Origin of the sequence: Paenibacillus ilasis (genome assembly GCF_043195395.1) — a bacterium.
Classification (GTDB): domain Bacteria; phylum Bacillota; class Bacilli; order Paenibacillales; family Paenibacillaceae; genus Paenibacillus_AQ; species Paenibacillus_AQ lautus.
This window is the reverse complement of record NZ_JBHDJG010000007.1, coordinates 28,215-41,492: the sequence shown is the minus strand read 5'-3', so window position 1 is coordinate 41,492 and position 13,278 is coordinate 28,215. Positions and strand designations below refer to the sequence as shown.

Sequence of the window (13,278 nt, the reverse complement as noted above, 5' to 3'; positions counted from 1 at the left end):
CTTGGGTATGCTGGTATGGTATTATTATAAAATGTCAGTATTAGGATGGTCTCTTTGTCTTTAGTTGACTGAAATGTCAAGACTTAATGTGTGGAAAGATGCATAAAGTCGATCATATTGACGTATAATATGTACATTTTGGGCAAATCTACAGGATATGAGATGATTATCATAACCATGGATAAGCTGCTCTTTTTTCGAAAAGGTATTCGATAAGGGCTTTTCTCTATTTATGGGAGTGTACTCTGTATGTTCCATTATAGTGTTACAAACAGAGGTTCGCAATGAAATTTTTAAAGTGAGTAGACATGAGGGGTGAGTTTAAGTTGGCAGGACATCTTGTTCAATATGGTCGACGCACTCGGCGAAGTTATGCTCGTATTAACGAGGTACTCGAAGTTCCGAACCTGATTGAAATCCAACAAAAATCTTATGAATGGTTTTTGGAGGAAGGACTCCGCGAAATGTTCCAGGACATCTCGCCGATCCAGGATTTCACAGGTAATTTGGTACTAGAGTTCATTGACTACAGCCTTGGAGAACCGAAATACACCGTCGATGACGCGAAAGAACGCGACGTTACTTATGCGGCGCCGCTCCGCGTGAAAGTCCGGCTCATTAACAAGGAGACCGGAGAGGTCAAGGAGCAGGAAGTGTTCATGGGAGACTTCCCGTTAATGACGGAAACCGGAACATTCATTATCAATGGTGCCGAACGGGTTATTGTCAGCCAGTTGGTTCGCTCTCCCAGCGTCTATTTCAGCACAAAAGTGGATAAAAACGGTAAGACGACGTACACTGCAACAGTTATCCCTAACCGCGGCGCTTGGCTGGAACTGGAGATGGACGCGAAGGACATTATCTATGTCCGGATCGACCGTACCCGTAAAATCCCTGTAACGGTACTTTTACGTGCACTTGGTTTTGGTACAGATGCCGAGATTCTGGATCTTCTGGGCAATGATGAATATATTCAAAACACGCTGGATAAAGACAACACCGACTCTACGGAAAAAGCGCTCATCGAAATCTATGAACGCCTTCGTCCGGGCGAGCCGCCAACACTGGAGAATGCGAAGAGCCTTCTCGTTGCCCGTTTCTTCGATCCGAAGCGTTATGATTTGGCTAACGTTGGTCGCTACAAGATCAACAAGAAGCTTCATATTAAGAACCGTCTCTTTAATCAACGTTTGGCAGAGAGTTTGATAGACACCGATACGGGTGAGATCATTGCGGAAGCTGGTCAAACCGTAGATCGCCGTCTTTTGGACGAGATCATGCCTTACCTTGAGAAGAGCGTAGGCTTTAAGAATTATCATGTTACCGGCGGCGTAATGGACAGCGAGGATATCCCGCTGCAAACGATCGATGTATTCTCTCCAATCGAGGATGCAAAAGTCGTGAAGGTCATCGCGAACGCAAACATTGATAAATCCGTGAAGCATATTACGCAGGCAGATATCATTTCTTCCATCAGCTACTTCATTAACTTGCTGCATGGAATCGGCAACACGGATGATATCGACCACCTGGGTAACCGTCGTCTGCGCTCCGTAGGCGAATTGCTTCAAAATCAGTTCCGTATCGGTTTGTCCCGGATGGAACGTGTCGTTCGTGAAAGAATGTCGATTCAGGATGCTAATGTGATTACGCCGCAGGCGCTCATCAACATACGTCCGGTTATCGCATCGATTAAAGAGTTCTTCGGCAGCTCCCAGCTGTCCCAGTTCATGGATCAGACGAACCCGCTTGCGGAACTGACGCATAAACGTCGTCTGTCTGCTCTCGGACCCGGCGGTTTGACGCGTGAGCGTGCGGGCTTTGAAGTGCGGGACGTTCACCACAGTCACTATGGCCGTATGTGTCCGATCGAGACGCCGGAGGGACCGAACATCGGTCTGATCAACTCCTTGTCGACGTTTGCGCGCATCAACGAATATGGCTTCATTGAAGCTCCGTATCGTTGGGTGGATCCGAAGACCGGTAAAGTAACGGACCAAATCGATTACCTGACTGCAGATGAAGAGGATAACTATATCGTTGCCCAGGCGAATGCCGAACTCAACGAAGACGGAACCTTCGCTGACGAAATGGTTATCGTCCGTTATAACAAGCAATCCGATAACATCCTTCCTATGCCGAGCGACCGTGTAGACTACATGGACGTATCGCCTAAGCAGGTCGTGTCGGTAGCGACGGCGCTCATTCCGTTCCTTGAGAACGATGACTCCAACCGCGCGCTGATGGGATCCAACATGCAGCGGCAGGCTGTTCCGCTTCTTATTCCTAAAGCTCCGCTGGTCGGAACCGGAATGGAACACAAGTCTGCAAAAGACTCCGGTGTATGTATTGTGTCCAAATATGACGGGATTATCGAACGTTCATCCGCTAATGAAATCTGGGTCCGCCGTGTGGAAAATGTCGACGGACAAGAAGTCAAAGGCGATCTTATTAAACATAAATTACACAAATTTATGCGTTCGAACCAAGGAACATGCATCAACCAACGTCCAATCGTTAAACGCGGCGATGTAATCAAAAAAGGTGACATCCTCGCAGACGGTCCATCCACAGAGATGGGTGAATTGGCACTGGGCCGCAACGTCGTTGTTGCGTTCATGACTTGGGAAGGTTACAACTACGAGGATGCGATTCTTCTCTCCGAGAAACTGGTCAAAGAGGACGTGTACACTTCGATTCATATCGAGGAGTACGAATCCGAGGCTCGTGACACGAAGCTTGGACCGGAAGAAATTACGCGTGATATTCCTAACGTAGGGGAAGAAGCGTTGAAGAACCTTGACGAGCGCGGAATCATCCGCATCGGTGCCGAAATCAGCGCCGGAGACATCCTCGTGGGTAAGGTAACACCTAAGGGTGTAACCGAACTGACGGCAGAAGAGCGTCTCCTGCATGCGATCTTCGGTGAGAAGGCTCGCGAAGTACGCGATACCTCGCTGCGCGTTCCTCACGGTAGTGACGGGATCATCGTAGATGTTAAGGTGTTTACACGTGAGAACGGCGACGAATTGCCGCCGGGCGTTAACCAACTGGTTCGCGTTTACATCGCACAGAAACGTAAAATCTCCGAAGGTGACAAAATGGCTGGACGTCACGGTAACAAAGGTGTCGTTGCCCGTATTTTGCCTGAAGAAGATATGCCGTTCCTGCCAGATGGCACGCCGGTTCAAGTTGTGTTGAACCCTCTAGGGGTTCCGTCACGGATGAACATCGGTCAGGTGCTCGAGGTTCACTTGGGTATGGCTGCGCTCCAGCTCGGCATTCACGTGGCTTCACCGGTATTTGACGGTGCAAGCGAGTATGACGTGTTTGATACGATGGAAGAAGCAGGCATGCAGCGCAATGGTAAGACCGTATTGTACGATGGACGGACGGGTGAACGTTTTGAACGTGAAGTTACCGTCGGCGTCATGCATATGATCAAGCTCGCGCACATGGTTGATGATAAAATTCACGCCCGTTCTACGGGACCATACTCACTTGTTACGCAGCAGCCGCTGGGTGGTAAAGCTCAGTTCGGCGGACAGCGCTTCGGTGAGATGGAAGTGTGGGCACTTGAAGCTTACGGTGCTGCCTATACGCTGCAAGAAATTCTTACCGTCAAGTCGGATGACGTGGTCGGCCGGGTGAAAACCTACGAATCCATCGTCAAGGGCGAGAACGTTCCGGAACCGGGTGTTCCTGAATCGTTCAAGGTATTGATTAAAGAGCTTCAGTCTCTCGGTATGGACGTGAAAATCCTGAGCGAGAATGAAGAGGAAATCGAGATGAAAGAACTCGACGACGAAGACGATGCTCAAGGTGATAAACTGAGCCTTAACTTGGAAGGCACTGAAGTCGGAGTGGAATAACGGTCAATCATTCACCCCCGTCGGCTTATAAGTCGGCGGTGGTGTTATGGTCGTATAGCACATAAATAGGACTAGGTTGAGGAGGGTTGCTCCTTGTTGGACGTTAACAATTTTGAGTACATGAAAATCGGTCTTGCTTCACCGGAAAAAATTCGCTCTTGGTCTCGCGGAGAGGTGAAGAAGCCGGAAACGATTAACTACCGTACATTGAAGCCGGAGAAAGAAGGCCTGTTCTGTGAGCGGATTTTCGGTCCGCAGAAGGACTGGGAATGTCATTGCGGTAAGTATAAGCGTGTCCGTTATAAAGGAGTAGTCTGCGATCGCTGTGGCGTTGAAGTAACACGCGCTAAAGTCCGTCGTGAACGGATGGGCCATATCGAGCTTGCGGCTCCTGTATCGCATATTTGGTATTTCAAAGGCATTCCAAGCCGTATGGGTCTGGCTCTGGATATGTCCCCAAGATCTCTGGAAGAGATCATTTACTTCGCATCTTATGTTGTAACCGATCCAGGAGATACACCGCTGGAGAAGAAGCAGCTGTTGTCCGAGAAGGAATATCGCAGCTATCGTGAGAAGTACGGCTACGGATTCCAGGCCGGCATGGGTGCTGAAGCGGTTAAGAAGCTTCTTCAAGACATCGATGTTGACAAAGAGCTTGAGTTCCTTAAGGAAGAACTGCGCACTGCACAGGGTCAGCGCCGCAACCGGGCCATCAAACGCCTGGAAGTGATTGAGGCGTTCCGTAACTCCGGCAACAATCCGGAGTGGATGATCATGGATGTGCTGCCGGTCATTCCGCCGGAGCTTCGCCCGATGGTTCAACTTGATGGTGGACGCTTTGCGACCTCCGACTTGAACGATCTGTACCGTCGTGTTATTAACCGGAACAACCGTCTGAAAAGACTGCTGGATCTCGGCGCGCCGGATATTATCGTACAGAACGAGAAGCGCATGCTGCAGGAAGCTGTCGATGCATTGATCGATAACGGCCGTCGCGGTCGTCCGGTCACAGGCCCAGGTAACCGTCCGCTTAAATCCCTCAGCCACATGCTGAAAGGTAAACAAGGACGTTTCCGTCAGAACTTGCTCGGTAAACGGGTTGACTATTCCGGTCGTTCCGTTATCGTTGTAGGTCCTTACCTGAAAATGTACCAGTGCGGTCTGCCTAAGAAAATGGCGCTTGAGCTCTTCAAGCCGTTCGTTATGAAAGAACTGGTCAACAAAGGCCTGGCTCATAATATCAAGAGTGCGAAACGCAAAGTAGAACGTGTAAGTCCAGAAGTATGGGATGTGCTCGAAGAGGTCATTAAAGAGCATCCGGTTCTTCTGAACCGTGCACCGACGCTTCACAGACTCGGTATTCAAGCATTTGAACCGATTCTGGTTGAGGGCCATGCGATCCGTCTCCATCCGCTCGTATGTACAGCATATAACGCTGACTTTGACGGTGACCAAATGGCGGTTCACGTTCCTTTGTCCGCTGAAGCTCAAGCTGAAGCGCGTCTGTTGATGCTGGCATCGGGTAACATTCTGAACCCGAAAGACGGCAAGCCGGTTGTTACGCCGTCTCAGGATATGGTACTGGGTTCCTTCTATCTGACGATGGATAACAAGGAAGAGAAAGGTACCGGCATGATTCTGGGCAGCGTGAACGAAGCGGTTTCCGCTTATCAGCGTGAAGCAGCCGGTCTGCATGCACGCGTAGCGATTCCGGTTAAAGCCCTGGGCAAGACCAGCTTTACGGAAAAACAGCAGGATGCGATTTTGGTTACGACAATCGGCCGGATTATCTTTAACGAGATTTTCCCTGCCAGCTTCCCTTACATCAATGAAGCGACACGTACGAACTTGCTGCAAGGCACGCCTGAGAAGTATTTCGTATACGAGAAGGGCGCAGATATTCAAAAAGTGATTCAGGAACTGCCAATCAGCGGTGCTGTTGGTAAGGAATATCTGGGTTCCATCATTGCACGCTGCTTCGAAACGTACCATACCACGGAAACTTCTGTGATTTTGGATAAAATCAAGCAGCTCGGTTTCACCTATTCTACTCGTGCAGGCGTAACCGTTGCGGTATCCGACGTTATCGTACCTGACGAGAAGAATGAAATTCTGAAAGAGTCCGACGAGAAGGTTAAAGTGGTAACGAACCAATATCGCCGCGGCTTGATTACGAATGAAGAACGTTATGACCGTGTTATCGATATCTGGTCCAAGACCAAGGACGATATTACGGATGTACTCATGAAATCGATGGACCGCTTTAACTCCATCATGCTCATGGTTGATTCGAAAGCACGGGGTAACAAATCGCAGATCACTCAGCTCGGTGGTATGCGGGGTCTGATGGCGAACCCGTCGGGACGTATCATCGAACTCCCAATCAAATCGAACTTCCGTGAAGGACTGACGGTACTCGAGTACTTCCTGTCCACGCACGGTGCGCGTAAAGGTCTTGCCGATACTGCGCTTCGTACCGCTGACTCCGGTTACTTGACTCGTCGACTTGTTGACGTAGCCCAGGATGTTATCGTTCGCGAAGATGAGTGCAGCACGGATAAAGGCTTTACGGTTAGCCGTATTCAGGACGGTAAAGAAGTTATCGAGGATCTCTATGACCGTATTGAGGGACGTTATGCATTTGAAACCGTCCGCCATCCGGAAACGAAAGAGATCATCGTAAATCGTAACGAATTGATTGACTCCGACAAAGCTGAAGAAATCGTAGCAGCTGGCGTTGAGAAGCTTCAAATCCGTTCCATCTTGAGCTGTCGTGCACGTTATGGCGTCTGCAAAAAATGTTACGGTCGTAACCTGGCTACTGGTAAGCATGTTGAGATTGGTGAAGCGGTTGGTATTATCGCGGCTCAATCCATCGGCGAACCGGGAACACAGCTCACGATGCGTACGTTCCACACAGGCGGCGTTGCCGGTGATGATATTACGCAAGGTCTTCCGCGTATCCAGGAGCTCTTTGAAGCCCGTAATCCTAAAGGTCAAGCGACCATTAGTGAGATCGACGGTGTGGTTAAAGAGATCCGCGAAACGAAAGACCGTCGTGAAATCGAAATACAAGGTGAAGCTGAGACTAAGGTTTACGCGGTTACCTATGGCTCCCGTCTGCGCGTAAGCGAAGGCAAGCAAATTGAAGCCGGGGATGAACTGACCGATGGCTCCATTGATCCGAAGGAAATGCTTCGCATCAAAGGTATCCGTGGCGTGCAGAACTACATCCTACAGGAAGTACAACGCGTATACCGTAACCAAGGCGTAGAAATTAACGATAAACACGTTGAAGTTATGATCAGACAGATGCTGCGTAAATTCCGTATCGTTGATGCGGGAGATACGAACCTGCTGCCAGGCTCCTTCGTGGATATGCATGAATACGAAGCAGCAAATAAAGATGCTATTCTCTCCGGGAAAGAACCTGCGGTTGCCAAACCGGTTCTCCTCGGGATTACAAAAGCATCTCTCGAAACCGATTCGTTCTTGTCAGCAGCCTCCTTCCAGGAGACGACTCGCGTGTTGACTGACGCTGCCATTAAAGGTAAAGTCGATCAGCTGCTTGGTCTGAAAGAGAATGTTATCATCGGTAAACTGATCCCTGCAGGTACCGGTATGAACCGTTATCGCAGCGTGAAGTTCACGGGACAAAACGATGTGAATGACGAAAGTCAGGAACTCGAAACAGCTTCTATAGATTAAGAGACAGTCAGGTGATGGGGAATTTCCGTATCTTAAGATGCGGAAGCTCTCCGTCCCAAAGTTTCTTTTTTCCTCATTTAATAGCTTGACATCGATTAGGGCAGATGCTAATATAGCAAAGGTGCGTGAATAGTTTCTTTGTTCCCTGTTCTTTTGGAGGAATGACTTATGTCTAATGATAAAGGATTACAGGATGCACACATCAAGATTGGCACCAAACAAACGATGAAGGCCGTTGAATCCGGTTTGGCTGCAGAGGTTTATGTGGCCGAAGATTGCGACCAACGTTTGATTTCAAAAGTCGTATCCGAGTGTGATAAGAATGGCGTGCATATCAACTATGTACCCACGATGATAGAGCTTGGAGAAGCATGCGGTATTGAAGTTGGTGCAGCTATGGTAGCTGTCTTGAAATCATGATTTGAGAAATCGTTTTTGTTGGAGAAGACGTTACTTCTCTCGGCAAAAACTTTTCATTTGTTCTTTTATGAACCGCCTGGGTCTGTGGACTTAAACGGGGTTTGTAATCGAATGATAAATACGGGAAGGGGGTGGCTAGCATGCCAACAATTAACCAACTGGTTCGCAAGGGCCGTCAAGCCAAAGTTTACAAATCGAAATCTCCAGCTCTTCAAAAAGGTTTTAACGCTTTGAAACGTGAGGAGACCGACTTGAGCGCTCCGCAAAAACGCGGTGTATGCACTCGTGTAGGCACAATGACGCCGAAAAAACCGAACTCCGCACTTCGTAAATATGCTCGTGTTCGCTTGACGAACCGCATTGAGGTGACGGCTTACATTCCGGGTATCGGACATAACTTGCAAGAGCACAGTGTTGTATTAGTTCGCGGTGGACGGGTAAAAGACCTTCCGGGTGTACGTTACCATATCGTTCGCGGCGCACTTGATACCGCTGGTGTAAACAACCGGATGCAAGCTCGTTCCAAATACGGCACGAAGCGTCCTAAAGCAAAAAGCTAATTGATGCTCATGTTTTCGTAACATGACTCATGACTGAAGAAAGGGGGATATCCATGCCACGCAAAGGTCCAGTAACTAAAAGAGACGTGCTGCCAGATCCAGTGTATAACAGCAAGCTGGTAACTCGTCTGATCAACCGCATCATGTTGGATGGTAAAAGAGGTGTTGCTCAAAGCATCCTTTACAATTCATTCAACATCATCAAGGAACGTACTGGTAATGATCCGATGGAAGTGTTTGAAGCAGCTATCAAGAACATCATGCCAGTATTGGAAGTTAAAGCTCGTCGTGTCGGCGGTGCAAACTACCAGGTTCCAATCGAAGTTAAACCAGAGAGACGTACATCCCTTGGATTACGTTGGCTCGTAAACTACTCCCGCAACCGCGGCGAGAAAACCATGGAAGAGCGTTTGGCGGCTGAGATCATCGATGCTTCCAACAACACAGGCGCTTCCGTTAAGAAACGCGAAGATACACACAAAATGGCTGAAGCGAACAAAGCGTTTGCTCACTACCGTTGGTAGGATCCAGCAACTAATTAATACTTCTAATTTTGAAGGGAGACTATTCGCATGGCGACAAGAGAGTTCTCCTTGAAAAATACACGTAATATCGGGATCATGGCGCATATTGACGCTGGTAAAACGACCACTACAGAGCGGATTTTGTTCTATACAGGCCGTACGCACAAAATCGGGGAAGTTCACGAGGGTGCAGCTACAATGGACTGGATGGAGCAGGAGCAGGAGCGCGGTATCACGATTACATCCGCTGCGACTACCGCTTCTTGGAAGGGTCATCGCGTTAATATTATCGACACCCCGGGGCACGTTGACTTCACAGTAGAAGTTGAACGTTCCCTTCGTGTATTGGATGGGGCAGTAGGTGTATTCAGTGCGAAAGAGGGCGTTGAACCTCAGTCGGAGACGGTTTGGAGACAAGCAGACCGTTATGGAGTTCCGCGGATCGCATACGTAAACAAAATGGATATTATCGGTGCCGACTACTTGAACGTAGTTAAAGATATGAGAGAGCGTCTGCAAGCGAATGCGGTAGCGATTCAGCTTCCGATCGGTGCAGAGAATGATTTCATTGGCATCATCGATATTATCGAGGAAAAAGCTTATATGTATAAGGATGACCTCGGTCAAAATATCGAAGAAACCGAAATTCCAGCAGAATTCAAGGATCAAGTGGAAGAGCTTCGCAACGAGTTGGTTGAGAAGGTAGCAGAACTTGACGAAGACTTGACAATGAAATATCTTGAAGGTGAAGAAATCACCATCGCTGAGTTGAAAGCTGCTCTGCGTAAAGGTGTTGTCGAAGTTAAGATCTTCCCGGTTATCTGTGGATCTTCTTACCGTAACAAAGGCGTTCAGTTGATGCTTGATGCCGTAATCGATTATTTGCCGGCTCCAACTGACGTTCCAGACATCAAGGGTACCCTTGAAGACGGAACTGAAGCTATTCGGCATTCTTCCGATGAAGAGCCGTTCTCGGCTTTGGCATTCAAAATCGCTACGGACCCTTATGTTGGTAAGCTGACATTCTTCCGCGTATATTCCGGTGTACTGCAATCCGGCTCTTACGTACTGAATGCAACTAAAGGCAAGCGTGAGCGCATTGGTCGTATCCTTCAAATGCATGCGAACAGCCGTCAAGAAATTTCCGAAGTATTCGCCGGAGATATCGCAGCTGCCGTAGGTTTGAAAGATACGGGTACAGGTGATACACTATGTGATGAGAAAAACCCGGTTATCTTGGAGTCCATGAACTTCCCTGATCCGGTTATCGAAATCGCAGTTGAGCCTAAAACAAAAGCTGACCAAGATAAAATGGGTGTGGCTCTCGGTAAGTTGACTGAAGAGGATCCAACTCTTCGTGCGCATACTGATGAAGAAACAGGCCAAACGATCCTGGCAGGTATGGGTGAGCTTCACTTGGACATCATCATCGACCGTATGCGTCGTGAGTTCAAGGTAGAAACTAACGTGGGTAAACCACAGGTAGCTTACCGCGAAACATTCCGTACACCAGCTCGCGTTGAAGGTAAATTCGTTCGTCAGTCCGGTGGTCGTGGACAATACGGTCACGTATGGGTTGAGTTCGAACCTCTGGAACCAGGTAGCGGTAACCAATTCGACAGCAAAGTTGTCGGTGGTTCGGTACCAAGAGAATACATTGGTCCTGCACAGCAAGGTATTGAAGAGCAAATGAAGAACGGTGTACTCGCCGGCTTCCCGCTTGTTGACGTTAAAGCAACGATCGTCGACGGTTCGTACCATGATGTTGACTCCAATGAAATGGCGTTTAAAATCGCCGGTTCCATGGCTTTGAAAGCAGCTAAAGACAAGTGTAAGCCTGTCCTGCTTGAGCCAATCATGAAAGTTGAAGTTACCGTGCCTGAGGAATACATGGGCGACGTAATGGGTATGCTGAACTCCCGCCGTGGACGTATCGAAGGTATGGACTCCCGTGGTGGTACTCAAATTATCCGTGCGAAAGTGCCTCTTTCCGAAATGTTCGGTTACTCCACTACCCTTCGCTCCGGTACACAAGGACGCGGTGTGTTCTCCATGGAACTCTCCCACTACGAAGAAGTTCCTAAGAATATCTCCGATGAAATTGTGTCCAAGATCAAAGGCGGAGAGTAATAACGTTTTACCTGCTGGATAGGAGGCGGGACCAACATCCCGTTAACTCCGCTTCCGGCCTAACATATATATCCCCTTAAGGAGGAATTGTTCAAATGGCAAAGGCTAAATACGAACGTACGAAACCCCATGTTAACATCGGTACTATCGGTCACGTTGACCATGGTAAAACAACTTTGACAGCTGCAATCACATCTGTATTGTCCAAAACTTACGGTGGTGCTGCAATGTCTTTCGACCAAATCGACAAAGCTCCAGAAGAGCGCGAGCGCGGTATCACAATTTCGACTTCCCACGTTGAATACGAAACTGATACTCGTCACTATGCACACGTTGACTGCCCAGGTCACGCTGACTATGTTAAAAACATGATCACTGGTGCTGCTCAAATGGACGGAGCGATCCTGGTTGTATCCGCAGCTGACGGCCCAATGCCGCAAACTCGCGAGCACATCCTGTTGTCCCGCCAAGTAGGCGTTCCTTACATCGTTGTATTCTTGAACAAATGCGACATGGTTGAAGACGAAGAGCTCTTGGAATTGGTTGAGATGGAAGTTCGCGACCTGCTGAGCGAGTATGACTTCCCAGGCGACGACACTCCGATCACTCGTGGTTCCGCTCGTGAAGCTCTGCAAAACCCAGAAGGCGAATGGGCACAAAAAATCGTTGAAATGTTCAAAACAATCGACGAGTACATCCCATTGCCTGAGCGCGACACTGACAAGCCTTTCTTGATGCCTGTCGAGGACGTATTCTCCATCACTGGTCGTGGTACCGTTGCTACAGGTCGTGTAGAGCGTGGTACGATCAAAGTTGGTGACGAGATCGAAATCGTTGGTATCGCTGAAGAAACTAAGAAATCCGTTGTTACGGGCGTTGAGATGTTCCGTAAATTGCTGGATTCCGCACAAGCTGGTGACAACATCGGTGCATTGCTTCGTGGTGTTGAGCGTACTCAAATCGAGCGCGGTCAAGTACTTGCTAAGCCTGCTTCCGTTAAACCACACACAGAGTTCACAGCTCAAGTATACGTACTGAGCAAAGAAGAAGGCGGACGTCATAAGCCTTTCTTCACTGGCTACCGTCCACAGTTCTACTTCCGTACTACGGACGTAACTGGTGTGATCAACTTGCCAGAGGGTTCTGAAATGGTTATGCCTGGTGATAACATCACTGTAACGGTTAACCTGATCAACCCAATCGCGATTGAAGAAGGAACTAAATTCTCCATTCGTGAAGGCGGCCGTACCGTAGGTGCTGGTTCCGTTGCTACCATCATTAAATAATTAAGGCTTACGAATAGCCTTGAATATAGCAACAGTGTATTGTAACGAGCAACAATGTGATGTCCTGATAAAAGAGTCTGGTCCTTTGGATCAGGCTCTTTTTCTATTGGACTCAGCCCAAATTACCTGTTTACAATCTCTGGTGGATGTCAGTACTTAGATTCGGGACAATCTATTATATAGAAGAAAGATCCCGGTACAATATGATATGCGAAAACGATGGAATCTATTAACCAAGTCCTGCAACTTCCGGTTAAAGATGCAAATACATATTAATTATGAATTAGTGCTTGCAATACGCCTATCTTTTATATATAATAGTGAATGTTGTTCTGCGACGTTGCGATGATGCGAGAGGTTACCGACACACCCGGCCCCTTTGCCATGAGGCAGGTGGTTGGAAAATTTTCGCGGAGTATGTCCGATACCAAATTGGGCGATAGAAGGAGGGAATAAAATGGCAAAGCAAAAAATTCGTATTCGCTTGAAAGCATACGACCACAGAGTTCTTGATCAATCCGCTGAGAAAATTGTTGAGACAGCAAAACGTTCGGGTGCTGGTGTATCCGGTCCGATCCCGCTTCCAACTGAGAAACAAGTAATTACCATTCTCCGTGCGGTACACAAGTATAAGGATTCTCGGGAACAGTTCGAAATGCGTACACATAAACGCTTGATCGACATCGTGAACCCGACTCCACAAACTGTGGATGCCTTGATGCGCTTGGACCTGCCGTCCGGTGTAGATATCGAAATCAAACTGTAAGCATTGCATAAC

The 13,278-nt window shown here is 48.3% G+C and carries 8 protein-coding genes; all 8 read left to right on the top strand.

What is annotated here, in order from left to right; all coding sequences use genetic code 11:
* Nucleotides 1–326 precede the first annotated feature (326 nt).
* The 8 genes from rpoB (at nucleotide 327) to rpsJ (ending at nucleotide 13,266) form a co-directional block, all read left to right on the top strand.
* The gene (rpoB, locus tag ACETK5_RS31580; RefSeq protein WP_100541553.1) at nucleotides 327–3,872 is read left to right on the top strand and encodes a DNA-directed RNA polymerase subunit beta; all 3,546 of its coding nucleotides are present in this window, start codon (nucleotides 327–329) and stop codon (nucleotides 3,870–3,872) included.
* Between the two features lie 93 nt (nucleotides 3,873–3,965).
* A complete protein-coding gene (rpoC, locus tag ACETK5_RS31575; RefSeq protein WP_100541552.1) occupies nucleotides 3,966–7,580 on the top strand; it encodes a DNA-directed RNA polymerase subunit beta' in 3,615 nt (1,204 codons plus the stop codon).
* A 168-nt stretch (nucleotides 7,581–7,748) separates the two neighbouring features.
* Complete coding sequence (locus ACETK5_RS31570; protein ID WP_006212931.1) at nucleotides 7,749–8,000, top strand: ribosomal L7Ae/L30e/S12e/Gadd45 family protein; 252 nt, start codon at nucleotides 7,749–7,751, stop codon at nucleotides 7,998–8,000.
* 140 nt (nucleotides 8,001–8,140) lie between these two features.
* Nucleotides 8,141–8,560, top strand: a complete 420-nt coding sequence (gene rpsL / locus ACETK5_RS31565) for a 30S ribosomal protein S12 (RefSeq protein ID WP_006212930.1) — start codon at nucleotides 8,141–8,143, stop codon at nucleotides 8,558–8,560.
* Between the two features lie 53 nt (nucleotides 8,561–8,613).
* Nucleotides 8,614–9,084 carry a 30S ribosomal protein S7 gene (rpsG, locus tag ACETK5_RS31560; RefSeq protein ID WP_006212929.1) on the top strand — a complete coding sequence of 157 codons (471 nt, stop codon included), beginning with the start codon at nucleotides 8,614–8,616 and terminating at the stop codon, nucleotides 9,082–9,084.
* Between the two features lie 48 nt (nucleotides 9,085–9,132).
* Nucleotides 9,133–11,214, top strand: coding sequence for an elongation factor G (gene fusA, locus ACETK5_RS31555; RefSeq protein WP_100541551.1), 2,082 nt, complete (start codon nucleotides 9,133–9,135; stop codon nucleotides 11,212–11,214).
* Nucleotides 11,215–11,309: 95 nt separating this feature from the next.
* On the top strand, nucleotides 11,310–12,500 hold the full coding sequence (tuf, locus tag ACETK5_RS31550) for an elongation factor Tu (RefSeq protein WP_100541550.1): 1,191 nt from the start codon (nucleotides 11,310–11,312) through the stop codon (nucleotides 12,498–12,500).
* 457 nt (nucleotides 12,501–12,957) lie between these two features.
* Nucleotides 12,958–13,266 carry a 30S ribosomal protein S10 gene (gene rpsJ / locus ACETK5_RS31545; RefSeq protein ID WP_009589214.1) on the top strand — a complete coding sequence of 103 codons (309 nt, stop codon included), beginning with the start codon at nucleotides 12,958–12,960 and terminating at the stop codon, nucleotides 13,264–13,266.
* Nucleotides 13,267–13,278: the final 12 nt, after the last annotated feature.